The organism is Pseudomonas sp. Leaf127, assembly GCF_001423155.1.
Lineage (GTDB): Bacteria > Pseudomonadota > Gammaproteobacteria > Pseudomonadales > Pseudomonadaceae > Aquipseudomonas > Aquipseudomonas ovata.
Genome location: NZ_LMOA01000001.1, coordinates 468252 through 492021 on the forward strand (window position 1 = coordinate 468252; position 23770 = coordinate 492021).

Consider the following 23770-nt stretch of genomic DNA (forward strand, 5'->3'; position numbering starts at 1 on the left):
GAATAAGTGATCTGGCGGTTAGAGCGGCAAAGGGGGATGGATGTTCCCCAAAAGGTCGATACGGCCGCGCTCGCAGCAGGTGCAAGGCGGCCGTGCGGGTTATTTTTCCGGGGTCAGGGTCAGGCGCTGTTTACCGTAGCCGCGCTCATAGTTCTGCTGTTGCAACGGCAGGGTGGTGTACTGGCCCTTGAACCAGGCCTCGATACTGTTGGCGTGGTAGGGGCTGGCCGGGTTGCCGGACTGACCGGTGGAAACCTGCGCCTGCAGTGGCTCGGCCTGACTGAAGTCGACCAGCATGCGCAGGCTGGCGACCGGTCGTGTGTCAAAGTCCTGGCCCCAGGCCACTGGCGTGGCGTTGAGCGTGGTGTTGTCGCCACCGATCGGCACCGCCGCCCCACGCGCAAAGTTGCCGTCGTCGCCCAGATAACGCGCCAACGGGGCGCGTGATGGCGTCCAGTCCAGACGATGCAGGTTGCCCCATTGCCATGCCTTGCGGTCCTGGCCCAACCGGCTTTCGCCGGCAGTGATCGTGGCCGCCAGGCTGCGCGCCAGGATGGCTGGCTTGTCTTCCTGCTGCGGGGTGCGGGTGTCGTTCCAGAACGGGCTGTCCTCGCGGCCCAGCAGGTGATCGACCTGCGGCGACCAGGCCGAGCGGGCCTGGGTCACCAGTGCCTGCCAGGCCGGGCTGTCGGTCGGGCCCAGTTCATCGGCAAAGATCTGCTGCGCACTCTGCTGCAGGAACAGCTCGAACAGCGCCGCATCGGCCGAGGTGGCGCTCAGCTTGCCGTCGAAGGCCATCAGCCGGCTGTAGGCCTCGCGGGCCTTGGCGCGGTCGGTCTCGGGCAGGGCATCGATAGCCTGCTTGAGCGGCTTGACCATGCCGGGCGCCTCGAACATCTGCTTGAGTTTTGCCGCCAGGGGCGTGGTCTGGTCGTTCTGCAGGGCAATGCTGCTGCGGCTGTCATGCTTGCCGTTGCCGGCCACTTCGGCCAGGCGTTCGGCGCGTTCCGGGTAGCCCCAGGTGTTGGACAGCTGCATGCCATAGCCCTTGGGGATCACGCGGTTATTGGCGGTGCCCAGCCAGCCCTGGCGCGGGTCCTGGTCGTAGGGGTGCAGCATGGCGTCGGCGAAACCGTCCCAGTCGTAACGGCTGTCCCAGCCCGGTGACGGCACCAGGCCTTGGCCATCGCGGCGGTTCGGGTAACGACCGGTCACCTGCCAGGCAATATTGGAGGCGGTGGCAAACACCATGTTCAGGCCGATGGCGCGGATCTCGCGGGTGCTGTCGAAGCCTTTGTCGACCGTGCCGGCCCGCGACAGATCGAAGAACGCATCCAGGCTCTTGTCGTCCTTGAAGTCCGGCATCTGCAGCGCCAGGCCCAGCGCATTGGCCGACTGGCCGGCGTCGAGCAAGGTGCCGTGGCGAGTGGCATAGACGGTCTCGCGCACCGGCTGGCCGCCCTTGACCAGGAAGGTTTCCTGATGACTGGCCGCTGGCAGCCACTTGCCGTCGGCCTGGTACATCAGGCGATTGTTGTCGCGGCTGAGCTTTTCCAGAAACAGGTCCTGGTTGTCGCCCTTGAGGTTGCCCATGCTCCAGGCCAGCTTGCCGTTGAAACCGCTGAGAAACAGCGGCATGCCGGCCAGGGTCACGCCGGACACCTGATACTTGGGTGCGCGAATCTGCACCAGGCTCCAGGCCGAGGCGGGGCCGGCCGGCACCTGCATCTCGCCGGCCAGCAGGCTGACGCCGCTGCGGGTGCGTGGCGGCGCCAGCGCCCAGTGACTTGAAGCGGCAGCGCCGAGCAGGTTGAAGTCCGCCAGTTGCATCGCCACCTTGTTCAGGTCGTTGAGCGCCGATGCTTGCCCGGCCAGGCTCAGGCCCTTGAGCTTTTCGGCCTCGGCCATCGGCAAGGCTTCGTCGGGGTAGGTCGGCAGCAGCCAGGCGAGCCGGTCGGCGCCGACTTTCTGGTTGAGGGCCAGGGCGGCCAGTTCCTGTTGCAGGTTGACCGACAGATTGAAGCTCAGCAGGCTGAAGATCAGCGCCGAATCCTCAGGCTGCCAGTACTCCAGGCGCATGCCGGCACTGGCCAGGTCGCCCGGCAGCTTGTCGCGGTAGCGGAACAGATAGGCGTTGACGCCGCGGGCATAGACTTCGAAGAACCGCTGCAGGCGCGGCGACGAGGCCTTGTACAGCTCACTGGCACTGCGCTTGAGGTTGGCCGCGCGCATCAGCCGGTCGACCGGCAACGCCTCGGCACCCGCCACTTCGGCCAGTCGCCCCTGGGCCAGCAAACGCATGTGCAGCATCTGCCCGATGCGGTCGCCGGCATGCACGTAGCCCAGGGTAAACAGCGCGTCATGGAACGAGCTGCTTTCAATCAGCGCCATGCCCTGCGGGTTACGCCTTACCGAGACGTTCTGTGCCAGCCCCTTGACCGCAAAGGTGCCAGCGTCAGGCAACAGGGTCGAGGCATCGCCACCGCCCAGCTGGCAGCCGGCAAGGCCCAGAAAAGTGGTGGCCAGGGCGGCGGTACCAAAACGGGAAAAGGCATGAAACGAGGCGGGCGAGGCCATGGCGAAACTCCGGCGACGAGGCAACTGCAAAGGTCGCTACGTTAGAGAGCAGGCTGGCGACGCGCAAGCGCGCAGGCGAGGTTTATTGCGGAATATTTCCCAAGGCATCACCCACGCATGAAAACGGCCTGCAAGGCAGGCCGTTGACGTGAAGCGAGGCGTTGTATCAGGCGCCGTGGCACTTCTTGAACTTCTTGTCGCTGCCGCACGGGCACGGGTCGTTGCGACCGACATCCTTCAGGGTGTTGCGCACCGGCTCCTGAGGGGCGTGGTTGCAGTGCGGACCATGGACATGACCGTGATCATGGGCGTGATGGTCATGATCATGGTCGTGGTTGCAGTCAGGGCCATGGACATGGGGCTGGTTCATCTGGGGTACTCCGTCATTGAATCGGCGGGTAGTATCTCGCCATTGAAGCCAATACGCACGCTGTCCCTGAACAGCAGGCCGGTCTTGAGCTTGCCTTCGAGCCGGTAGGGGATCGGCCGGTCGCGGTGCTTGAGGCGCTGGGCGATGGGCTTGGCGTAGCGCCACAGGTTGGTGCGCACCGGCACCACCAGCACTTCATGGCTGTTGCCGGCGACAAAAAACCAGTCGCTGACCTTGTCGTCGATCAGCGGCATGCCGTCGAGCTCCACCGTGTAGCGCAGGCTGCGCACCAGCAGGCGAGTGTCATTGGGGTTGTCGATCTCGAAATACAGGCGCAGGTCCTGTTGCAGCAGGCGAATCTTGACCGCCTCGACCTTGAGCAGGCGCACATGCGGCGGCTGATAGGCCGATGCGCCCCACCAACTGGAGCACCCGCTGAGCCCGCACAGCAAAAAAACGATCATCAGGGTTCTGTGCATGGGGTGTTGAGTGGTCATGGTGCGCTCCGTTCACGACATCGGTGGCAAGGGGATGGACCGTCCAGCCCCTCGGCTTGTCGCTGCGATTGACGCTGCGCCATACTCGGGCCACATGGTGAAGAGTGCCCATAATGCCCTTTTACGAGATCGTCTTCAGCGGCCAGGTGCTCGAAGGCGCCCAGCCCGATAACGTCAAAGCCAACCTGGCCCGCTTGTTCCAGGCCGATGCCCAGCGCATGGCCCTGCTGTTTTCCGGGCGCCGGCTGGTGCTCAAGAACAATCTCGATGCCCAGGCGGCGGAAAAATACCGTTCCACCCTGGCGCGTGCCGGTGCTTTGGTCGAGATGCTCGAGATGCCGCCACACATAGAAGAAGTGGAGCTGGCGCCGCCGCCGGACGCACCCACGTGGCTGAAAAAGGCCAGGCCGGCCGACGGACGGTTGCAGGTGGTGCCGCGCGACAACTACATGGCCGCGTTCGCTGCCGTCGATGCCCCGGACCTGTCGCTGGCCGAGGTCGGCAGCCCGATGCAGGACCCCAGGCCTGCGCCCCAGGCGCCACGGCTGGACCTGACCGGCCTGAGCCTGGCGCCGGCCGGCAGTGACATGGGCCAGGCGAAGAAGCCACCGGCCGGTCCGCCGCCGGACACTTCGCACCTCAAGTTGCGTTGAAAACAACAGGCCAGAAAATAGTCCGCCGGCCCTGTCACTTTTCGCTTTTCGTCCGGCTAGGGGACATCGACCTGTATTCCCGACCGGAGTTGCTCCATGTCCCGCTCTCTCGACACCGTATTACGGCCCGGCCTGCTGGCCGTCGCCATTGCCCTTGGTACGCCGTTGGCCAGCCCCGCCCTGATGGCGGCCAGCCAGGCAAGCGGTGTCAGCGCCTATGACCTGCCGGCCGGTGCCCTGGCCGGCACCCTGAACCAAATTGCCAGCCAGGGCGGCCTGGCCCTGAGCCTGGACCCTGCGCTGGTGGCCGGCAAGCGCAGTGCGCAAGTGCGTGGCCAGTACGATGCGCCGTCTGCCTTGCGCGAGGCGTTGCGCGGCACCGGCCTGCAACTGGTGCAGAGCGGCGCCGGGACCTACACGCTGATGGCGATCGAAAGCGGCGCGATCAACCTTTCGGATGTGAACATCAATGCCAGCGCCACGGCCCGTGAAGGCAGCGAGGCGACGGGCTATCGCAGCGAGAATGTCAGCAACGTCGGCGCGCTGGGCAGCATGAAGCTGCAGGACACACCGTATTCGATGAGCGTCATGCCCCAGGCCATGCTCAAGAACATCCAGGCCACCTCGCTGGACGATGTGATCAAGCACAACCCGTTCACCCAGATGTACTCGCCCACCAGCGCAGGCTACGCCAGTGCCGTGAACATGCGCGGCTTCAGCAGCGCCGGCAGCCTGAACATCGCCAATGACGGCCTGCGCTTCACCAATGGCGCCGACGGCAACAATTACCTCGAAGAGCAGGAGCAGGTGGAAATCATCACCGGCCTGAGCGGCTTCCTGTATGGCCCGGCCTCACCGGGCGGGCTGGTCAACTACGTGCTCAAGCGCCCGACCTACGAGCGCTACAACAGCGTGACCCTGGGCAATGCCGGTGGCGACAACTATTACCTGCACGGTGATTTCGGCGGCCCGATCGACCCTGAGGGCCGGTTTGCCTACCGCGTCAACGTCCTGACCCAGGACGGCGAGACCGCCATCGACATGAACAAGCGCCGCCGCGAAATGCTTTCGGTGGCGCTGGACTGGAACGTCACCGACGACCTGCTGCTGCAGTTCGATGCCTCGCACAAGAAAACCGAACAGCGTGGCCTGAGCAGCTACTGGTATTTCGGCAATGAAGCGTTTCGCCCCAGCGCTGCGTCATTGAAGAACGACGAGCTGTACAGCCAGAAATGGTCGTACTCCGACTTCGAAAGCGACAAGGCCGGTGTGCGCGGCACCTGGCGCCTGGACGACACCTTCACCTTGCGCGGCGCGTTCTATGCCACGCAATACACCAGCAAGAACGCCTACACCGGCCCGACCGTCTACAGTGCCGGCCGCTATTCGCAGCCGTTGTACGCCTTCGCGCCCATCGACACCGAAGAGAAGACCGGCTACCTGTTTCTGGATGCGGCCTTTGATACCGGGTTTATCGGCCACAAGCTGACCGCCGGTTACCAGGGTAATACTTCGCGCCAGCGCCAGTACGAAGACCACATTCCTTACCCGGGCCCGCAATACGTCTCGCCAGTCGGTGAAATCCCGCTGAGCGAGCGGCCGCAGGTCGGCAAGCCGTCCTACTCCATCGGCCATGGTGACCAGCGCCTGGCCAATGTCACCGAGACCAACAACTTTTTGATCGGCGATGTCATCACCTTCAACGAGCAATGGTCGACCATCCTTGGCGTGACCCATACCCGGATCAAGACCTACGCCAACGAGTTCGTCTACGCCCGGGCCTTCGGCAGCCCCGAGACCGAGACGCGCTATGACCAGAGCGAGACCTCGCCCAGCCTCTCGCTGATCTACAAGCCAGTGCCCTGGCTGACCACCTACGTGACCTACATCGAAGGCCTGCAGTCCGGGGGCGTGGCGCCCAGCGGCACGGCCAATGCCGGCCAGACCTTTGCCCCGCAAGTCAGCGAACAGTATGAAATCGGCGCCAAGGCCACGTTCGGTGAAACCCTGCTGACCCTGGCGCTGTTCAATATCGAGAAGCCCAACGGCTACACCACCGGCGGTAACGTCTATGTGGTCGATGGTCGCCAGGAGAACAACGGCCTGGAATTCAGCGTGACCGGCAAGGTGCTGCCTGAGCTGACCGTGGTGGGCGGTTTTACCTTGCTCGATCCGCAGGTTAAGAAAACCGGCGTGGCCGCCAACGACGGCAATGTGCCGACCAATGTCGCCAGGCAACTGGCCAAGGTGTATGCCGAATACGACCTCAATCCGGTGCCGGGCCTGGCCCTGACCGGTGGCACGTTCTACACCGGCAAGCAGTACACCGATCTGGCCAATGACTACGACCTGCCGGCCTTCACCACCTTCGACGCCGGCGCCCGCTACCGGATGAACATTTCACAGAACGACCTGACCTTGCGCATGAATGTCAGCAACCTGACCAACAAGGAGTACTGGCTCAACAGCAGTTACCTGGGCGACCCACGCACCGTGACGTTCTCGGCCCAACTGGAGTTTTGATCACCGGCTGACAGGGTCAGCGGTCGCGAACGCGAATGCTGAGACTCTTTCGCGACCGTTGGTCGCTCCTACGGGATAGGTGGCGTGCGCAGGGTCTGGGCGCGGCACAACCATTGGAGCGATCAGCAGTCGCGAAGGCTGACGAACCGGCGGCGCAGGTCTGTCAGACATACCCCGCGCAGCACTTCTTGAACTTCTGTTCGCTGCCGCACGGGCAGGTGTCGTTGCGCCCGGCCTTGAACGCGACCGTGGGGTCGATGAAGTACCAGCGCCCCTGGCTCTGCACGAAGGCCGAGCGTTCGCGGTGGCTGTGTTCGCCGCTTTCGTCATGCCAGCGGGCGGTGAAGGTCACGAAGGCATGCTCGGGCTTGCCGCCCAGCACCTCAATGTCTTCCACCTCCAGCCCCAGCCAGGTGCTCTGCGCGCTCCACCGGGCAATCGCCTCGCGGTCCAGGCCTGGCTGCTGCGCCGGCAGTGTGGTAGCCAGCAGGTAATCCACCCGCCCCAGCACATAGGCGCTGTAGCGCGAGCGCATCAGTTTTTCGGCGCAGGGCGCCGACAGGCCGCCGTGGTAACGGTCGCAGCAGGCCAGCAACAGGTCCCCGCTGCCGCAGGGGCAACTTGTACTACTCATCGATCACCACCAGTATTTGCCAAAGTTTTCCGGGTTGGCCCAGAACTTCGCGTTCAGCCAGTCAGGCACCTGCTTGTATTCGCGCAAGTCGTAGGTGAACAGCGTCAGGACCTGTTCGTCACGGGCAAAGCGTTCGCTGGCCTGCAGGGCCAGGGAGAAGAAATCGGTTTCCTGCCAGCCGCAGGCCACCAGGTCGGCCAGCACCGCGATGCGGCTGGCATTGAGGTTGCGGATGCCGCCCAGCAACTGCAAGCCTTCACGGCGCGGAATGTGTTCCAGGCAATCGACCACTATTGCCAGGTCGAAGCGTTGTGCGGCCAGTTCGGCCGGCAGCGGGCCTGGCGCACTTACCGCCACTTCCGTCTCGGGGTGCGCTTCGCGAAACGCCTGCAAGGCCGGAAACTCATGGGCACCGATCAGCAACAGACGCTGCGGGGCGTAGCGGTCGAGCAGGGCGGCCAGCGCCTGCTGGGGCGTGCGGGTAGAAAAACCGGCGGTCATCAAAAATCCTCGTGAAAGCCTGCAAGACAGCCTGGCAATGAAAGAAACACGCCTGCGCAGTCTACTGGATCAGGTTGGCGTTCGACATGCACGCGTCTATTTCAGGCCTTGGCTTAAAAGCTTGGCCGTCGCCCGGATTCAAGGCCAAAACCGCATCGGCAAGCAGATCACCGGTCCATGAACTTAAATGCTTGCGGGGGGTGAACCTTCTTGAATTCACAACGGACAAACCTTAGCGCAATGGCAAAGTGCCGTCGCATCAGCGGCAGAACCGCCGCCCCATGGGAGTAAATAATAATGACCATGTTTCGGACAGCAGTACCTTTGATTCTGGTGACCAGCGTGTTGACCGGCTGTGCCGGTCTGCAAAAGACCGATTGGCCCAAATGCGCCGCCGGTGGCTTTCTCGGCGGGGCGGCGGTGGGTGCATTCCAGACGGCGGCCGTGGCGGCCAGCCTGGGTGGCGCGGTGGGGGTAATGGCCGGTGCCTATTGCTGGGTGCACGGTGATGGCGACGACGATGGCGACGGCGTGATGAACAGCGTCGACAAGTGCCCCGATACGCCACGAGGCACACCGGTCGACGCCACCGGTTGCCCGTTCCCGCCGCCGGCCCCTGAAGTCATGCCGGTCGCTCCGGTGCCACCACCGAGCGAAGAAGTCATCGTGATCAACAAGGAAGTGCTGTTCGAGTTCGACTCGGCGCGCCTGACCCCTTCGGACCGCAATGGCCTGGACGCGGTAGCCACTCGCCTGCGTAACGAGGCCCCCAATGTGCAATTGCGCGTGACCGGCCATACCGACAGCGTCGGCAGCGATGCCTACAACCAGAAGCTTTCCGATCGTCGTGCCCATTCGGTCACCGACTACCTGATCGGTGCGGGCATCCCGCGCGCCTCGTTCGTCTCGGTGAGCGGTGAGGGCGAGGCCCGTCCCGTGGCCGATAACAGCACCGCCGACGGCCGTGCGCAGAACCGCCGCGTGGAAATCAAGATCAACCGCTAACGCTCCTGCCTTCGATCTGCGGCCTGGCCCTTGAGGGCCAGGCCGGCAGTCTGTCCCGTGTGTTCAATGCTGTATCGGCGCTGGCATAGTCCTTATGCTTGGCGTTACTGTGCGTGCTGGAAAAGGCAGGCATTACAACGATCGGGGGCATGACATGAAGCTGTTCTGGGGGCTGGGCAAACTGTTGACGCTGGGGTTCTGGACCGTGGTGCTGGTCAGTGCGGTGATCGATACGCCCAAACCGTTCGGTGCGCTGATCTCGATGGCCGCCCTGCTGATCCTGCTCATTCATGTCTTCGAAGTGCTGTTCTTCAATGCCAGCTTGCGCGGGCGCACGCACCCGTGGCGTGATCGCGGCAAGATCATCCTGTTCGGCATCTTTCATCTCCAGGCCATCGGCCGCTCCCACCTCGGAAACCGTCATGCGTAAATTGCTGTTGCTCACCGCCTTGTGCAGCCCGATGGCCATGGCCCAGACCCTGGTGGTCGAGGCCAACTCGCTGATGCGCCTGCCGGCCAGCGGCACCACCTTGCAGCTCGATCGTCTTGAGGTCGCCGATTATGGCACCTTGCTGGTGCCGGGCGGCGTCACCGAACTGAAGGTCGGGCAACTGCTGCTCGGCCATGAAGCGCGTATCGCCATCGTGCCCAGTGCCCAGCCGCTGAGCGTGCAGGTGAGCCACGCACAATTGGGCAGCGGCAGCCAGATCACTGCCCGTGGCGCGCCGGGCACTTACCAGAAGTTCGCCACGCCAGGACGCACGCTGACGTTGCGCGTGCAGCAACTGGACGCCGAGCAGTTGTCGGTGGACGCCCGGGGTGGAGCCGGTGCGCCGGGTTTTGTCGGCCTCGATGGCGCCAATGGCCAGGCGCCGGGCTGCACCTGGGGGCAGGCCGGTCGAGGGTATGACGGTGATGCCGGAAGCAATGGCCATAACGGCGCGCCCGGCGGCCAGGTGCGCCTGGAGCTGCCACTGGCGTATGCCGCCGAACGCATCAAGGTCAATGTCGACGGCGGTGCCGGCGGGCCTGGCGGCAGCGGCGGCAAGGCCGGCAAGGGGGGTGATTCCAAGGGTTGCATCGTCTACCGTGCCGACGGCGGCAAGGCCGGTGTGTCGGGCCAGGCCGGTCAGGCCGGCAGCGCGGGGCCGGCGGGCACTGTGAGTGTGCAGCGGTTTTAAGCCGGCCCTTTACAGCGAAGGCCGGGCTGCGGCAATCGCCACCACCGCCAGACCAATCAACAGGTTGATGCCCACCAGCCGCCGAATGCGCCCCAGCACCGCCGCGCCTTCGGCCCATTGCTGGGCCTGCACGGCTTTTTTCAGCTCGGGCAACTGTAACGAATGAATGCGCAGAAACAGCGCGACCATCACCACATACAGGCCCATCATCACCTGCACGTAGCGCGGCGCATGCTCAAGGCTCGGGTAGGTGAGGTGGACCATGCCGACCCCGGTCACCGGCAACACCACCACCGCGGCCCAGACCCAGACGAAAAAGCGCGGGAACACCTCGACCCACAGCTTCAGGCGCGTCGGCCCCTCAAGCGCTGCGATGATGGCCGGGCGCAGCACCATCCAGGCGAAAAACATGCCGCCGACCCAGACCAGGGCGGCCAGGACGTGCAGGGTGTAGACAGAAGCGAAGGCGGTCATGCAAAACTCCAGAGGTGCCGTTCGGCCGGCTGTAACGTTTTTTACCAATGCGCGTTCTGCGCGATTGAAAATAGCGCGCTATGATAGCGCCCACCCGCAAACACTGAAAATTTATCCAGCCTTTCAGGGCTGCGTCTGAACCGAGCCGATGATCACCACAGAACTCAAATCCCAGATCCAGGGCGCCTACACGCGTTTTCTGGAAGCCAAAAGCCTCAAGCCGCGCTATGGCCAGCGCCTGATGATCGCCGAGGTGGCCAAGGTGCTGGGTGATGTAAAAACCGACGACGAAGGTCGCCGCCTGGGCGACCCGGCCGTGGTCGCGGTGGAGGCGGGCACCGGTACCGGCAAGACCGTCGCCTATGCCATCGCCTCGATTCCCGCGGCCAAGGCGGCCGGCAAGCGGTTGGTGATCGCCACCGCCACGGTCGCCCTGCAGGAGCAGATCGTCTACAAGGACCTGCCCGACCTGATGCGCAACAGCGGCCTGAATTTCAGCTTCGCCCTGGCCAAGGGGCGGGGGCGCTACATGTGCCTGTCCAAGCTCGACATGCTGCTGCAGGAGGGCGACCAGACCAACGCCACCGCACAACTGTTCGAAGAGGAAGGCTTCAAGATCGAAGTCGACGAAGCCAGCCAGAAGCTGTTCCACAGCATGTTGCAGAAACTGGCCGGCAACAAATGGGACGGCGACCGCGACAGCTGGCCCCAGGAACTGGAAGACCAGACCTGGGCACGCCTGACCACCGACCACAGCCAGTGCACCACACGCCATTGCCCCAACTTCCAGCAGTGCGCCTTCTACAAGGCCCGCGAAGGCATGGGCAAGGTCGATGTGATCGTCACCAACCACGACATGGTTTTGGCTGACCTGGCGCTGGGCGGCGGTGCGGTATTGCCCGACCCGCGCGACACCATGTACGTGTTCGACGAAGGCCATCACCTGCCCGACAAGGCCATCGGTCACTTCGCTCATTACACCCGGCTGCGCTCCACCGCCGACTGGCTGGAGCAGACCGCGAAGAACCTGACCAAACTGCTGGCCCAGCACACCCTGCCCGGTGACCTGGGGCGCCTGATCGAACAGGTGCCGGAGCTGGCTCGGGAGATCAAGGGCCAGCAGCAGTTCATGTTCGCCGCCTGCGAGCAACTGGCCGACTTTCGTGCCGGTGAAGACATGGAAGGCCGCGAGCGGCCGCGCCACCGCTTTATCGGCGGGGTCATCCCGGAGCACATTCGCGACATTGGCATCGAACTCAAGAAGGGCTTTTCACGCCTAAACGACCTGTTCACGCGCCTGACCGACCTGCTTAAAGAGGGCATGGACGGCGAGGTGAGCATCGGCATCGCCAGCCACCAGGCCGAAGAGTGGTACCCGCTGTTCGGCAGCCTGCTGGCGCGTGCCGAGGGCAACTGGGAACTGTGGACGGCATTTACCGCTGAAGATCCCGAAGACAACCCGCCCATGGCCCGCTGGCTGACCCTGGCCGACAGCGGTGCGCTGTTCGATATCGAAGTCAACGCCAGCCCGATCCTGGCCGCCGAGATGCTGCGGCGCAACCTGTGGAATGTCGCTTATGCGGCACTGGTGACCTCGGCCACCCTGACGGCGCTGGGCAAGTTCGACCGCTACCGCATGCGCGCCGGCCTGCCTCGGGACGCGGTCACCGCCGTGGTGCCCAGCCCCTTCCACCATGCCGACGCCGGCGTGTTGCGGGTGCCGGACCTCAAGGCCGACCCGCGCGATGCGCCCGCGCACACGGCCGCGATCATTCGCGACTTGCCCGCGCTGGTCGAAGGCTCGCGCGGCAGCCTGGTGCTGTTCTCGTCACGTCGGCAGATGCAGGACGTGTTCGATGGCCTGGAGCGCGACTGGCGCAAGCAGGTATTCATCCAGGGCAACCTGTCCAAACAGGAAACGCTGAACAAGCACAAGGCGCGGGTCGACAGCGGCGAGTCCAGCGTGCTGTTCGGCCTGGCCAGCTTTGCCGAAGGGGTCGACCTGCCCGGCGCCTATTGCGAGCATGTGGTGATCGCCAAGATTCCTTTCGCGGTGCCGGACGATCCGGTCGAAGCCGCGCTGGCCGAATGGATCGAGGCGCGCGGTGGTAATCCGTTCATGGAAATCGCCGTGCCCGACGCTTCGCTGCGCCTGATCCAGGCCTGTGGCCGGCTGCTGCGCACCGAAGCCGACCGCGGCACCATCACCTTGCTCGATCGCCGGGTGGTCACCCAGCGTTATGGCAAGGCGATTCTCAATGCGCTGCCGCCGTTTCATCGCGAGATTTCCTGAGGTTCACAACGCCTGCAAACACTGGAACAATGCAGGCCAATTTTTTGTGTCGGGCCTTCGCGGCGGCTCCTGCGGTTCAATGCAGGAGCCGCCGCGAAGACCTTGATAAGGAGCCCCCCATTGCAGATCCAGGGTCATTTCGAGCTTGAATTCGAAGCTGTGCGCGAAGCGTTCGCGGCGTTGTTCGACGACCCCCAGGAGCGAGGCGCGGCCTTGTGCATCCAGGTCGGTGGCCGCACCGTGCTCGACCTGTGGGCCGGTACGGCCGACCAGCAGGGCAGTGAGGCCTGGCACAGCGATACCCTCGCCAACCTGTTTTCCTGCACCAAGCCCTTTGCCGCCGTGACGGCCCTGCAACTGGTCGAGGAGGGCAAGCTCCACCTCGACGAACCCGTGGCCCGTCTCTGGCCTGAGTTCGCCGCCGCCGGCAAGGCGTCGATCACCCTGCGCCAGTTGCTGTGTCACCGGGCCGGCCTGCCGGCGCTGCGCGAGACCCTGCCCGCCGAGGCACTTTACCAATGGGACACCATGACCGCGGCACTGGCCGCCGAGACCCCGTGGTGGACGCCCGGCCAGGAACACGGCTATGCGGCGATCACCTATGGCTGGCTGGTGGGCGAGATGCTGCGCCGCGCCGACGGTCGCCAGCCGGGCGATGCGATTGTGGCGCGGGTGGCACGGCCGCTGGGGCTGGACTTTCATATTGGTCTTGCCGACGAAGAATTCCACCGGGTGGCGCACATCGCCCGTGGCAAGGGCAATGCCGGCGATGACGCCGCCCAGCGCTTGCTGCATGCCACGATGCGCGAGCCTGACTCGATCACGGCCCGTGCCTTCACCAACCCGCCGTCGATCCTGACCAGCACCAACAAACCCGAGTGGCGCCGTTTCCAGCAACCGGCCGCCAACGGGCATGGTCATGCACGCAGCCTGGCGGGCTTCTATACCGGCCTGCTCGACGGCAGCCTGCTGGGCTCTGACATGCTCAACGAACTGACCCGTGAACACAGCGTGGGCCAGGACCGTACCCTGTTGACCTCGACCCGCTTCGGCCTGGGTTGCATGCTCGACCAGCCCGAGGTGGCCAACGCCACCTACGGGCTCGGGCCGCGGGCCTTCGGCCATCCGGGGGCGGGCGGCTCGGTGGGTTTTGCCGACCCCGATTACGACGTGGCCTTCGGTTTTGTGACCAATACCCTGGGCCCTTACGTGCTGATGGACCCCAGGGCGCAGAAACTGGTGGCGGTGCTGCGTGAGTCTTTGCAATAACAATCGCCCATAAGTACTTGTAAAATACCGACTGTCAGTTAATGAGGCCGAACCTGAACCACAGGACGGTTTCTTTTTCCAACGCAGCCGTGATGCGTGTTATATGGACGCTCCTGCGTTCTTCTGTCTGATCAATCTTGCTGTAGGCCTTCCATGTCCGTGAATAAAAGCCTCGTTCTTGCTCTGTGCATCGCCGTGACCGGCTGCGCCCAAACGCCAAAAACCGACTCTGCCAGTGCTGCAGGCCCTTGGTACTGGCCGTTCAGTTCCGAAGCCACCGCTGATGCCAGCCCGCAAGAGGCCGCAGGCAAGGCTGCGCAAAAGCCTGAGGTCAAGCCGGCGCCGGCGGTAGCCGCCAAGTCCGAAGGCGAAAGCAAGTGGTACTGGCCATTCGGCTCGGACGCGACCGCTGATGCCAAGGCGCAACCCTCGGCCGACAAGGCGGCGCAGAAACCCGAGGCCAAGCCGGCACCGGCCCTGGTGGCCAAGTCCGAGACCGACAGCAAGTGGTGGTGGCCGTTCGGCGCCAGCAACAGCGCCGACACGCCACAGGCGGCCAAGGCCCTGCCGATGCCGGATCCCAAGATCACCCAGGCCTGGCTGGACGAGTACGAGCCACGCGTGCGCCTGGCCATCAAGGACAGCAATTTTCAGGTCGAGCGTCGTGAAGACCTGCTGATCGTCACCGCGCCGGTCGACGGCTCGTTCAACCCGGATCGCCCCGCCATGCTGCTGCCGGTGAGCCTGGGTCCGATCACCCGCCTGGCCAAGGCGGTCGAAGCCGACCCGAAGACTGCCGTGCTGATCCTGGGCCATGCCGACACCACCGGTGCTGCGGCCGCCAATCAGAAAATCAGCCAGGAACGCGCGCAGTCGATCTCTGCCATCTTCCGCCTCAGTGGTCTTGAGCGTAACCGTCTGAGCAACCGTGGCATGGGCGCGGTCATGCCGCGTGCCGCCAATGACAGCCCGCAGGGTCGTGCGCTCAACCGCCGTGTGGAAATCCTGCTGACTCCACAAGACACCATGCGCGCCCTGATGAGCCGCTACGAAGTGCCAGCGGTTGCACCGACCATGGTCGCCGTGCAGGACGCCAAGCCGGCCGCCCCGGCACCCGCGGCGAAAAAGGCCGCCCCGGCCAAGAAAGAAACGGCCAAGAAAGCCACTGTAGCCAAGAAAGCCGCTACGCCGGCGAAGAAGGCGCCGGCCAAGAAAGCCGAGCCTGCCAAGAAAAGCAATACCCAGGCCAGCAACTGACCTGTGACCGTACCGCCTGCGTCCTCGGCTTGAGGGCGCAGGCCTGCACGGTCTGCGCTTCGAACTACCCGCTGCCAGGCGGTTGTGCTTAACTGCCAGGCCTCGCACCGTTTCGAAGGAGCCCCGCCCCATGACCTCTTCCCTGGCCGATATGCGCCGCGACTACACCCGTGACGGCCTGACCGAAGCCCAGGCGCCGGACGAACCCTTTGCCCTGTTTCACCAATGGTTCACCGAGGCGGTCAAGACCGAACAGGCGCCGGTGGAAGCCAACGCCATGACCCTGGCCACGGTCGATGCCGAGGGTCGCCCGCATTGCCGCGTCTTGTTGCTCAAGGCGCTGGACAGTCAGGGCTTCACCTTCTTCACCAACTACGACAGCGCCAAGGGCCAGCAACTGGCGGCACAGCCGTTCGCCGCCATGACCTTCTTCTGGCCGACCCTGGAGCGCCAGGTGCGCATCGAAGGGCGGGTGGTCAAGGTCAGTGCGCAGGAGTCCGATGCCTATTACCAGGTTCGTCCGCTGGGCAGCCGCCTCGGCGCCTGGGCTTCGCCACAGAGCCGGGTGATTGCCGACCGTGACCAGTTGCAGGACCTGTTGCGTGAAACCGAGCAGCGTTTTCTCGATACCTTGCCGCATTGTCCCGAGCATTGGGGCGGCTACCGGCTGTTGCCCGACCGCATTGAGTTCTGGCAGGGACGCTCCAGCCGCCTGCATGACCGTTTGAACTATCGTTTAAAGGATGACGCCTGGATTCGCGAGCGCCTGGCGCCCTGATCGACGACGCCTGCCGTGGGTGAATTATTCCCCGCCCACGCCGTCTTAAGCTGTGTGGGCGGGTGCTGTATGCCGCCTGAATGAATTCGATATGTATGAGCCGGCACCGTGACGTCCCCTTTGGGTGGGCGTTTAATGGCGACTGGTTCTTCTGGAGATACCCCTTATGCGCAAGTCTGCACTGCTGGTTGCTTCCTTCACGGCCATGGCCTTGACCCTGGGTGGCTGTACGTCAAACCTGACCGGTGATTCCTACTCGCGCAGTGAGGCGCGCGCGGTCCAGACCGTGCGCCTGGGCACTGTGGAATCGCTGCGCCCGGTCAAGATCGAAGGCACCAAGACCCCGATCGGCGCCGGTGCCGGTGCGGTGGTAGGGGGTGTCGGCGGCAGCGCCATCGGCGGTGGCCGTGGCAGTGTCGTGGCGGCGGTGATCGGTGCCGTGGCCGGTGGCCTGCTCGGGTCGATGACCGAAGAAGGCCTGACCCGCACCCAGGGTGTGGAAATCACCGTGCGTGAAGACGATGGCGGCATGCGCGCCTACGTGCAGCAGGTCGAGGAAAACGAAATTTTCCGTGTGGGTGATCGCGTGCGCGTGATGACCGTCAACGGTACCAGCCGCGTCACCCACTGATCATCTACTGATCAGTCCGTTTCGTTCCGGCGGCTGGCCAGGGCCATGACCCCATAGCCCAGCACTGCCGCCAGGATCGACCCGGTGAGAATACCCATGCGGTCCACGCCGGCAAACGGACTGACGCCGGCCTCGAAGGCCAGCGAGCCGACGAACAGGCTCATGGTGAAGCCGATGCCGCACAGGATCGACACGCCCAGCACCTGGCCCCAGTTCGCCCCGTTGGGCAGCCTGGCCAGACCACAGGCCACGGCCAGCCAGGTCAGCCCGAACACTCCCACCGTCTTGCCCACCAACAGCCCTGCGGCAATGCCCATGGCTACCGGGTGGGTGAAGCTTTCCAGGGTCAGTCCGGCCAGCGGTACGCCGGCATTGGCAAAGGCGAACAGCGGCAGGATAGCAAAGGCCACCCAAGGGTGCAGGCTGTGTTCCAGGATCAACAGCGGTGAGGCCTCCCTGGCCGGATTCTGCGCATTGCGCAGCGGAATGCAGAAGGCCAGGGCGACGCCTGCCAGGGTGGCATGCACGCCGCTCTTGAGCACACACACCCAGAGCACCACGCCAATCAGCAGGTAGGGCGCCAGCCTCACCACCCCCAGGCGGTTCATCAGCACCAGCGCCACCAGCGAGGCGGCCGCCAGGCTCAGGGCCATGCTGGACAATTCGCCGGAATAGAACAGCGCAATGACAATGATCGCACCCAGGTCGTCGATGATCGCCAGGGTCATGAGAAACAGCTTGAGCGACAACGGCACGCGCTTGCCCAGCAAGGCCAGTACCCCCAGCGCGAAGGCGATGTCGGTGGCCATCGGGATGGCCCAACCGGCCATGGCCGCGGTGTCGTGCCTGTTGAGGGCCACGTAGACCAGCGCCGGTATCAGCATGCCACCGATGGCCGCCGCGCCCGGCAGCACGATCTGCGAGGGTTTCGACAGGTGGCCTGCCAGGATTTCACGCTTGACCTCAAGGCCGATGACCAGGAAGAACAGGGCCATCAACCCGTCGTTGATCCACAGCAGCAGCGGCTTGGCGATCTGCACGGTGCCGATGCCGGCGACCACCGGGGTTTCCAGAAAAGCGTTGTACAGCCAGGCCAGCGGCGAGTTGTTGATGATCAGGGCCAGGGCGGCTGCGGCAATCAGCAACAGGCCGCCGGCTGCCTCGAGCTGGAAAAAGCGAATGATGGTGTGGCGCATGGGGCGGGACCGCTCTGCGAAGGTTGACAGGGAATCGACGCTTTGGCTGATTGGGCACGGCCTGCGCCATTGTGAGCGGCCTGGCTGCATTCACCAAAGTGCGCGAAAGTCTAACAATCGCAGGGTTAATTACTGCGTGGCTGTATCTACTTGTGCTGTAGGACTCTTCCTAAAATAGCGGCCTGTCGTTGCATGCCTGGCAGTTCGAAGGTCTTTTAGGGTTTTGGGAGCAAACGATCAATGAGCAATAACCGCCAGTGGGTCCGCAATGCAATCCGCATCATCGAAGCCGATTTCCAGCGCAGTGCCGATACCCACCTGATTCCATTGCCTTTGCCCGGCCTGCCCGGTGTCGACCTGTATTTCAAGGACGAGTCCAGTCACCCCACCGGCAGCCTCAAGCATCGCCTGGCCCGCTCGCTGTTCCTGTATGCCTTGTGCAACGGCTGGCTCAAGCCCGGCGCGCCGGTGATCGAGGCCTCAAGCGGTTCAACGGCGGTGTCGGAAGCCTATTTTGCAAGGCTGCTGGGCGTGCCGTTCATCGCCGTGATGCCGGCCAGCACCTCCAGGATCAAGATCGAGCAGATCGCCTTCTATGGCGGGCAGTGCCACCTGGTCGATGACCCGACGCGCATTCACGCCGAGTCCGAGCGGCTGGCCCGGGAAAGCGGCGGGCATTTCATGGACCAGTTCACCTATGCCGAGCGCGCCACCGACTGGCGCGCCAACAACAACATTGCCGAGTCGATCTTCCAGCAGATGCGCCTGGAGCGTTATCCGCAGCCGAGCTGGCTGGTCTCCAGCCCCGGCACCGGAGGCACCACCGCGACCCTGGGGCGCTATGTGTGCTATCGCCAGTACGACACCCGGGTACTGTGCGCCGATGCCGAGCGCTCGGTGTTCTTCGAGGCGTATTGCAGCGGTGACGCGACCCTGCGCCTGGACCATGGTTCACGCATTGAAGGCATTGGCCGGCCACGGGTCGAGGCCTCCTTTTTGCCGCAGGTCATCGATGCGATGGTCAAGGTCCCGGATGCGCTGTCGCTGGCGGCCATGCACTACCTGGCCGGGCGCCTGGGCCGCAAGGTCGGTGGCTCCAGCGGCACCAACCTGATCGGTGCCTTGCAGGCGGCCTGGCAGATGACCCAGGCCGGTGAGCAGGGCTCGATCGTGGCGATCCTGTGCGACGGTGGCGAGCGCTACGCCAGCACTTATTACGATGACGCCTGGCTCAAGGCCCAGGGCTTTGAGTTGCCGGGGCTGATCGACGCGGTGGCTGCCTGCGCCGAGCAAGGCGCACCCTTGCCCGAGGGTGTTGCGCGCCAGGGTATCTGAGCCGGCTGTGCGGCTCACACCGACACCGCCTCCCGTTGCCCGGCACGGGCCAGTGGGTGTGCCGGGTCTTGCTCAATGGCCTTCAGCGGTGTGGCCAGCAACATATCGGCCGCTTTTTCACCGATCATGATCGCGCCGGCATTGGTGTTGCCGGTGGTCAGGGTCGGCATGATCGAGGCGTCGGCCACGCGCAGTCCCTGCAGGCCATGAACCCGTAACTGGTCGTCGACCACCGCCAGGTCGTCGTGGCCCATCTTGCAGGTGCCCACCGGGTGGAAGACAGTCCCCAGGTTATTGCGCACCCATTGTTCGAGCCCGGACTGGCTGTCGATGGCCCGGCCGGGAATCAGCTCGCCTTTGAGACGGGCGGCAAAGGCCTGGGTGTCGGCCAGTTGGCGCACCAGTCGCACACCGGCCACCAGCTTGCGCAGGTCCTCGGGATGGCTGAGGAAATTGGCCTCGATAATGGGTTTGTCATGCGGGTCGGCGGAGTTGAGTCGTACCTGCCCGCGGCTTTGCGGGTGCATGACACCAATGTGCAGGCTGATGCCATGGCCGACCGGCACCAGGCGCTGCGGCTGGTTCTTGAGGGCCGGGGCCACTATCAGGCCCAGCTCCGGCACCTCATCGTCCGGCGACAGGCGCAGGAATGCCCCCGATTCCACCGTGTTGGAAGTCAGCGGCCCCTGGCGGCGCGCCAGGTAGTGCAGAGGCGAGGTTGCCAGCGGCCACAGCCCCTTGGCTGACAGTCCATAGCTCAAGTCATGGTCGCTGCGGTACATCAGCACCACATCCTGGTGGTCCTGCAGGTTATGGCCCACACCGGGCAGCTCATGTTGCAGGGCGATGCCGTGACGGGCCAGTTCCTGCGCAGGGCCTATGCCCGATAACAGCAGCAATTGCGGCGAATTGATCGAGCCGGCACTGAGGATGACCTCGCAGCGGGCCTGTACCTGCGTCACGCTGCCGTTCTGGCTGATTTCCACGCCCGTGGCCCGTTTTCCTTGCAGCAGGACCCGATGCGTCAGGGTCGAGCTCAGCACCGTCAGGTTGGGGCGTGCCAGCGCCGGGTGCAGAAAAGCCCGTGCAGCACTGCAGCGCTCGCCGTTGATCTGGGTGACATGAAAAGGCCCGTAGCCTTCCTGTTCCTCGCCGTTGAAGTCGGGGTTATAGCGCCAGCCCAGTTCGGCGGCAGCGTCATAGAACACCTGATTGACCGGGGCCGGGCTGCGCAGGCTGGCCACGTTCAGCTCGCCTTGCTGGCCATGCCAGGGCGAGTCGCCGGGCTCGAAGTGTTCCGAGCGGCGAAAATACGGCAGCAGTTCGTCGTAGCTCCAGCCCTGGTTGCCGGCGGCTGCCCAGCGGTCGTAATCATTGCGATGGCCGCGAATGTAGATCATGCCGTTGATGGCGCTGGAGCCGCCCCACAGCCGGCCACGCGGGCACGGGATAGGGCGCTCGCCGCTGTTGCTCTGGGCGCTGAACTGATGCATCCAGTTCCACCTGGGGTTGGCGATCAGGCGGATGATGCCGGCCGGCGTGCGCACATAGGCGCCGGGCCACAGGCTTTGATCGCTGGGGCCGGCCTCGATCAGGCAGACCGTGGTCTGCGGATTGGCAGACAACCGGTTGGCCAGTACGCAACCGGCCGACCCGGCGCCGACCACAATGTAGTCGAACGAGCGTGGAGTGTTGCGGGCAGGAAGTGGGGGGGATGCGGGCATGGTCGGCCTCTGATTGTTGTCGTGGGAGGGACATTCAGGGGGGACTTTAAAGCCGACGCCATGTGCCGGTTTGATTGGATCGGACCGGTTTGTTGCCGCGATCGGACAAGACGGCCAGGCGCTCGTGGATCCGCGTGGCAAGCGTTGACAAGGTCCAAGGTTCATATGTTAATGAATGGGCAAGGCTCGCCATTCCACCTTGTCGCTCCTGCGGAACCCGTCACCCATGAAAAAAACAATAATGACGTCAAACGCACTGCTCGAAATCCGTCACGCCAGCACCCAGACCATAGCGCCGGAGCAGCGGCTGGCCTTCTGGGAGCAGTACAACGCCGCTTCGCTGGTGGGGCTCAAGTGCAACAGCTGGTGCGAGAGCGGCTTCGTCGGCCGCCAGGATAACCTGCAGCTGGATGAACTGGCCCTGGCCCGCGTGGCCGGCAACCAGCATGTCGTCGAACGCGACAGCACGATGATCCGCACTGTGCCCAAGGAATCGGTGTTCGTGGCGCTGGTAACCGGCAGTGGGTCGTTCTTTTACCAGGACGGCGATTGTCAGTTATTGGCGCCGGGCGAACTGATCATCTACCGCACCGACAAACCCTACCTGATCGGCTTTTCCGGCCCCTGCGAGCAGTTCATTTTCGATATCCCGCAGGCGCGCTTTGCCGAGCGCTGCCTGAGGCAGTTCGGCAAGTCATTGAAGATCAGCGCCGACAACAGCGTACAACGCTTGCTGCTGCGCACGCTGGGTGAACAGACCGGCGCGTTTTTCCGGCACCCGGACTGTGAACAGGCCACGGTCTACAAGGAACAGGTGTTCGAACTGCTGGGCAATATCATTGCCGGGCAACTGGGCACAGGACGCATCAATGCCCTGAGTGCGTCTTACCTGCTGGCGGCCAAGCAGTGCATCCAGGCGCAACTGGGCGACTCGGCGCTCAGCTGCGAGCGGGTGGCCCTGCAGATCGGCATTTCCTCGCGGCACCTGACGCGCTTGTTCGCGCTGGAAGACACGCTGCCCAGCCGGTTCATTCTGGAGCAGCGCCTGCTTCAGGCCCGTGAGCTGCTGGCCGGTCGGCGGGGGGCGGGGCTGGATGTCAGCGAGATCGCCTATCGCCACGGCTTTACCAGCCAGGCGCATTTTGCCCGGGCGTTCAAGGCCCGGTTCGGGATCACGCCCAGCCAGGCGCGCGAGGCGTGCGTGGCTGGGCCATCAGGGTCGGATCAACCGGGGATCCCGAGCAGATCACGCGCCACCGCTTCAGCGATACGGATCCCGTCCACGCCGGCCGACAGGATGCCGCCGGCATAGCCTGCGCCTTCACCGGCCGGGTACAGGCCCTTGACGTTAAGGCTTTGCAGGTCGGCGCCACGGGTAATGCGCACCGGTGCCGAGGTCCGGGTTTCAAGCCCGGTCAGGACGGCGTCGTGCAGGGCGTAGCCCTTGATCTGCCGGTCGAACACCGGCAGGGCTTCGCGAATGGCGTCGATGGCAAAGGCCGGCAGCGCCTCGGCCAGGTCCACCAGCTTGACGCCCGGCTTGTAGGACGGCTCGACACTGCCCAGCGCCGTCGACGGCCGCCCGGCCATGAAGTCACCGACCAGTTGTGCCGGAGCCTCGTAGGTGCCGCCGCCCAGCGTATAGGCCAGCGACTCCAGGCGTTCCTGCAGCTCGATACCGGCCAGTGGGCCGCCCGGATAGTCACGCTCCGGGTCGATGCCCACCACCAGCCCCGAGTTGGCATTGCGCTCGTTGCGCGAATACTGGCTCATGCCGTTGGTGACCACCCGCTCCGGTTCCGAGGTCGCCGCCACTACGGTGCCGCCAGGGCACATGCAGAAGCTGTAGACCGAGCGACCGTTGCTGGCGTGGTACACCAGCTTGTAATCGGCGGCACCGAGCTTGGGGTGACCGGCGTATTTGCCCAGGCGCGCCTGGTCGATCAGCGATTGTGGGTGTTCGATGCGAAAGCCCACCGAGAACGGCTTGGCTTCCATGTACACGCCACGGCTGTGCATCATGCGGAAGGTGTCCCGGGCGCTGTGACCCAGGGCCAGCACCACATGGCGCGACTCGATACGCTCGCCATTGGCCAGCTCGACGCCGTGCAACTGGCCGTCATCGATCAACAGATCGCTGACCTTGTGCTCGAAACGCACCTCGCCACCCAGCGCGATGATCTCGGCGCGCATGTTCTCGACCATGCCGGTCAGGCGGAAGGTGCCGATATGCGGCTTGTTGACGTAAAGGATCTCGTCCGGCGCGCCGGCCTTGACGAACTCGTGCAGCACCTTGCGACCCAGGAAGTTCGGGTCCTTGATCTGGCTGTAGAGCTTGCCATCGGAAAAGGTCCCGGCACCGCCCTCGCCAAACTGCACGTTGGATTCGGTGTTGAGGACGCTCTTGCGCCACAGGCCCCAAGTGTCCTTGGTGCGCTGGCGCACTTCCTTGCCGCGCTCCAGCACGATCGGCTTGAAGCCCATCTGCGCCAACAACAGGCCGGCAAAGATGCCGCACGGGCCAAAGCCGATCACCAGCGGGCGGGTGCTGAACCCTTCGGGAGCATGGCCGACGAATGTGTAGCTGACGTCCGGCGCCGGGACAATCTGAGGGTCGTGGGCCAGCTTGCCGAGCAGGGCGGCTTCATCGCGTACGCTGAAGTCCAGGGTGTAGATGAACAGCAGCTCGGAGGATTTCTTGCGCGCGTCGTAGCTGCGCTTGAAGACGCTGAAGTCCAGCAGCTCGTTGGCGTCGATGCCCAGGCGTTCCAGCAGGGCGCTGCGCAGCGCCTCTTCGGGATGATCCAGGGGCAGCTTGAGTTCGTTGATTCGTAACATTGAAAAGATCCAGTTTCCGGGCCGCAGGTCCAGC

At 64.4% G+C, this 23770-nt stretch carries 21 protein-coding genes; 12 read left to right on the forward strand and 9 right to left on the reverse strand.

Annotation, left to right across the window (positions count from 1 at the left end; translation table 11 throughout):
* Positions 1-99 precede the first annotated feature (99 nt).
* The 3 genes from ASF84_RS02140 to ASF84_RS02150 all read right to left on the reverse strand — a co-directional run bounded on the left by ASF84_RS02140 (position 100) and on the right by ASF84_RS02150 (position 3444).
* Positions 100-2577 carry a penicillin acylase family protein gene (locus ASF84_RS02140; protein WP_056834742.1) on the reverse strand — a complete coding sequence of 826 codons (2478 nt, stop codon included), beginning with the start codon at positions 2575-2577 and terminating at the stop codon, positions 100-102.
* A 166-nt stretch (positions 2578-2743) separates the two neighbouring features.
* Positions 2744-2947 carry an SEC-C metal-binding domain-containing protein gene (locus ASF84_RS02145; protein ID WP_056834744.1) on the reverse strand — a complete coding sequence of 68 codons (204 nt, stop codon included), beginning with the start codon at positions 2945-2947 and terminating at the stop codon, positions 2744-2746.
* A complete protein-coding gene (locus ASF84_RS02150; RefSeq protein WP_056834745.1) occupies positions 2944-3444 on the reverse strand; it encodes an LEA type 2 family protein in 501 nt (166 codons plus the stop codon). Before ASF84_RS02150 ends, ASF84_RS02145 begins: the two co-directional genes overlap by 4 nt.
* A 113-nt stretch (positions 3445-3557) precedes the next feature.
* Here ASF84_RS02150 and ASF84_RS02155 point away from each other — a divergent pair, with 113 nt between their 5' ends.
* Complete coding sequence (locus ASF84_RS02155) at positions 3558-4097, forward strand: hypothetical protein (RefSeq protein WP_056834747.1); 540 nt, start codon at positions 3558-3560, stop codon at positions 4095-4097.
* 96 nt (positions 4098-4193) lie between these two features.
* The gene (locus ASF84_RS02160; protein WP_056834749.1) at positions 4194-6620 is read left to right on the forward strand and encodes a TonB-dependent receptor; all 2427 of its coding nucleotides are present in this window, start codon (positions 4194-4196) and stop codon (positions 6618-6620) included.
* 163 nt (positions 6621-6783) lie between these two features.
* On the opposite strand, the gene ASF84_RS02165 is transcribed toward ASF84_RS02160, so the two are convergent.
* Together ASF84_RS02165 and ASF84_RS02170 are read right to left on the reverse strand one after the other, a co-directional pair.
* On the reverse strand, positions 6784-7254 hold the full coding sequence (locus ASF84_RS02165) for a YchJ family protein (RefSeq protein WP_056834751.1): 471 nt from the start codon (positions 7252-7254) through the stop codon (positions 6784-6786).
* A 3-nt stretch (positions 7255-7257) separates the two neighbouring features.
* Positions 7258-7755, reverse strand: a complete 498-nt coding sequence (locus ASF84_RS02170) for a DUF6231 family protein (RefSeq protein WP_056834753.1) — start codon at positions 7753-7755, stop codon at positions 7258-7260.
* Between the two features lie 297 nt (positions 7756-8052).
* Here ASF84_RS02170 and ASF84_RS02175 point away from each other — a divergent pair, with 297 nt between their 5' ends.
* The 3 genes from ASF84_RS02175 (at position 8053) to ASF84_RS02185 (ending at position 9941) form a co-directional block, all read left to right on the forward strand.
* Positions 8053-8760 carry an OmpA family protein gene (locus tag ASF84_RS02175; RefSeq protein WP_056834755.1) on the forward strand — a complete coding sequence of 236 codons (708 nt, stop codon included), beginning with the start codon at positions 8053-8055 and terminating at the stop codon, positions 8758-8760.
* Positions 8761-8914: 154 nt separating this feature from the next.
* A complete protein-coding gene (locus tag ASF84_RS02180; RefSeq protein WP_056834757.1) occupies positions 8915-9190 on the forward strand; it encodes a DUF1145 domain-containing protein in 276 nt (91 codons plus the stop codon).
* The gene (locus ASF84_RS02185; RefSeq protein ID WP_056834759.1) at positions 9183-9941 is read left to right on the forward strand and encodes a hypothetical protein; all 759 of its coding nucleotides are present in this window, start codon (positions 9183-9185) and stop codon (positions 9939-9941) included. The genes ASF84_RS02180 and ASF84_RS02185 overlap by 8 nt, the downstream gene beginning before the upstream one ends.
* A gap of 9 nt (positions 9942-9950) precedes the next feature.
* Here the strand turns inward: ASF84_RS02185 and ASF84_RS02190 are convergent, their stop codons facing one another.
* Positions 9951-10415 carry a CopD family protein gene (locus tag ASF84_RS02190; RefSeq protein WP_056834761.1) on the reverse strand — a complete coding sequence of 155 codons (465 nt, stop codon included), beginning with the start codon at positions 10413-10415 and terminating at the stop codon, positions 9951-9953.
* A 148-nt stretch (positions 10416-10563) separates the two neighbouring features.
* Here ASF84_RS02190 and dinG point away from each other — a divergent pair, with 148 nt between their 5' ends.
* The 5 genes from dinG (at position 10564) to ASF84_RS02215 (ending at position 16643) form a co-directional block, all read left to right on the forward strand.
* Positions 10564-12708 (forward strand): ATP-dependent DNA helicase DinG, encoded by a 2145-nt coding sequence (gene dinG / locus ASF84_RS02195; protein ID WP_056834763.1) that lies wholly within the window; start codon positions 10564-10566, stop codon positions 12706-12708.
* Between the two features lie 120 nt (positions 12709-12828).
* Complete coding sequence (locus ASF84_RS02200) at positions 12829-13977, forward strand: serine hydrolase domain-containing protein (RefSeq protein WP_056834765.1); 1149 nt, start codon at positions 12829-12831, stop codon at positions 13975-13977.
* 153 nt (positions 13978-14130) lie between these two features.
* Positions 14131-15234 (forward strand): OmpA family protein, encoded by a 1104-nt coding sequence (locus ASF84_RS02205; RefSeq protein WP_056834767.1) that lies wholly within the window; start codon positions 14131-14133, stop codon positions 15232-15234.
* A gap of 130 nt (positions 15235-15364) precedes the next feature.
* The gene (gene pdxH / locus ASF84_RS02210) at positions 15365-16012 is read left to right on the forward strand and encodes a pyridoxamine 5'-phosphate oxidase (RefSeq protein ID WP_056834769.1); all 648 of its coding nucleotides are present in this window, start codon (positions 15365-15367) and stop codon (positions 16010-16012) included.
* Positions 16013-16178: 166 nt separating this feature from the next.
* Positions 16179-16643, forward strand: a complete 465-nt coding sequence (locus tag ASF84_RS02215) for a glycine zipper 2TM domain-containing protein (protein ID WP_056834771.1) — start codon at positions 16179-16181, stop codon at positions 16641-16643.
* Between the two features lie 11 nt (positions 16644-16654).
* On the opposite strand, the gene nhaA is transcribed toward ASF84_RS02215, so the two are convergent.
* On the reverse strand, positions 16655-17839 hold the full coding sequence (gene nhaA / locus ASF84_RS02220; protein WP_056834773.1) for a Na+/H+ antiporter NhaA: 1185 nt from the start codon (positions 17837-17839) through the stop codon (positions 16655-16657).
* Between the two features lie 240 nt (positions 17840-18079).
* Here nhaA and ASF84_RS02225 point away from each other — a divergent pair, with 240 nt between their 5' ends.
* Positions 18080-19174, forward strand: coding sequence for a PLP-dependent cysteine synthase family protein (locus ASF84_RS02225; RefSeq protein WP_056834774.1), 1095 nt, complete (start codon positions 18080-18082; stop codon positions 19172-19174).
* A gap of 14 nt (positions 19175-19188) precedes the next feature.
* Here the strand turns inward: ASF84_RS02225 and ASF84_RS02230 are convergent, their stop codons facing one another.
* A complete protein-coding gene (locus tag ASF84_RS02230; RefSeq protein WP_056834776.1) occupies positions 19189-20898 on the reverse strand; it encodes a GMC family oxidoreductase in 1710 nt (569 codons plus the stop codon).
* A gap of 241 nt (positions 20899-21139) precedes the next feature.
* On the opposite strand from ASF84_RS02230, the gene ASF84_RS02235 reads away from it, so the two are divergent.
* Positions 21140-22210 (forward strand): helix-turn-helix domain-containing protein, encoded by a 1071-nt coding sequence (locus ASF84_RS02235; protein WP_082481265.1) that lies wholly within the window; start codon positions 21140-21142, stop codon positions 22208-22210.
* On the opposite strand, the gene ASF84_RS02240 is transcribed toward ASF84_RS02235, so the two are convergent.
* A complete protein-coding gene (locus ASF84_RS02240; protein WP_056834778.1) occupies positions 22123-23736 on the reverse strand; it encodes an NAD(P)/FAD-dependent oxidoreductase in 1614 nt (537 codons plus the stop codon). The two genes, ASF84_RS02235 and ASF84_RS02240, sit on opposite strands and share 88 nt — an antisense overlap.
* Positions 23737-23770: the final 34 nt, after the last annotated feature.

What these genes read in the sequence shown, in the direction of transcription:
- ASF84_RS02205 (WP_056834767.1), top strand. Translation starts at nt 14,131, where the DNA reads ATGTCCGTGAATAAAAGCCTCGTTCTTGCTCTGTGCATCGCCGTGACC.
- ASF84_RS02230 (WP_056834776.1), bottom strand. Translation starts at nt 20,898, where the DNA reads ATGCCCGCATCCCCCCCACTTCCTGCCCGCAACACTCCACGCTCGTTC.
- ASF84_RS02170 (WP_056834753.1), bottom strand. Translation starts at nt 7,755, where the DNA reads ATGACCGCCGGTTTTTCTACCCGCACGCCCCAGCAGGCGCTGGCCGCC.
- ASF84_RS02225 (WP_056834774.1), top strand. Translation starts at nt 18,080, where the DNA reads ATGAGCAATAACCGCCAGTGGGTCCGCAATGCAATCCGCATCATCGAA.
- dinG (WP_056834763.1), top strand. Translation starts at nt 10,564, where the DNA reads ATGATCACCACAGAACTCAAATCCCAGATCCAGGGCGCCTACACGCGT.
- ASF84_RS02175 (WP_056834755.1), top strand. Translation starts at nt 8,053, where the DNA reads ATGACCATGTTTCGGACAGCAGTACCTTTGATTCTGGTGACCAGCGTG.
- ASF84_RS02140 (WP_056834742.1), bottom strand. Translation starts at nt 2,577, where the DNA reads ATGGCCTCGCCCGCCTCGTTTCATGCCTTTTCCCGTTTTGGTACCGCC.
- ASF84_RS02215 (WP_056834771.1), top strand. Translation starts at nt 16,179, where the DNA reads ATGCGCAAGTCTGCACTGCTGGTTGCTTCCTTCACGGCCATGGCCTTG.
- ASF84_RS02185 (WP_056834759.1), top strand. Translation starts at nt 9,183, where the DNA reads ATGCGTAAATTGCTGTTGCTCACCGCCTTGTGCAGCCCGATGGCCATG.
- ASF84_RS02235 (WP_082481265.1), top strand. Translation starts at nt 21,140, where the DNA reads ATGACGTCAAACGCACTGCTCGAAATCCGTCACGCCAGCACCCAGACC.
- ASF84_RS02180 (WP_056834757.1), top strand. Translation starts at nt 8,915, where the DNA reads ATGAAGCTGTTCTGGGGGCTGGGCAAACTGTTGACGCTGGGGTTCTGG.
- ASF84_RS02190 (WP_056834761.1), bottom strand. Translation starts at nt 10,415, where the DNA reads ATGACCGCCTTCGCTTCTGTCTACACCCTGCACGTCCTGGCCGCCCTG.
- ASF84_RS02240 (WP_056834778.1), bottom strand. Translation starts at nt 23,736, where the DNA reads ATGTTACGAATCAACGAACTCAAGCTGCCCCTGGATCATCCCGAAGAG.
- ASF84_RS02145 (WP_056834744.1), bottom strand. Translation starts at nt 2,947, where the DNA reads ATGAACCAGCCCCATGTCCATGGCCCTGACTGCAACCACGACCATGAT.
- nhaA (WP_056834773.1), bottom strand. Translation starts at nt 17,839, where the DNA reads ATGCGCCACACCATCATTCGCTTTTTCCAGCTCGAGGCAGCCGGCGGC.
- ASF84_RS02155 (WP_056834747.1), top strand. Translation starts at nt 3,558, where the DNA reads ATGCCCTTTTACGAGATCGTCTTCAGCGGCCAGGTGCTCGAAGGCGCC.
- ASF84_RS02160 (WP_056834749.1), top strand. Translation starts at nt 4,194, where the DNA reads ATGTCCCGCTCTCTCGACACCGTATTACGGCCCGGCCTGCTGGCCGTC.
- ASF84_RS02165 (WP_056834751.1), bottom strand. Translation starts at nt 7,254, where the DNA reads ATGAGTAGTACAAGTTGCCCCTGCGGCAGCGGGGACCTGTTGCTGGCC.
- ASF84_RS02150 (WP_056834745.1), bottom strand. Translation starts at nt 3,444, where the DNA reads ATGACCACTCAACACCCCATGCACAGAACCCTGATGATCGTTTTTTTG.
- pdxH (WP_056834769.1), top strand. Translation starts at nt 15,365, where the DNA reads ATGACCTCTTCCCTGGCCGATATGCGCCGCGACTACACCCGTGACGGC.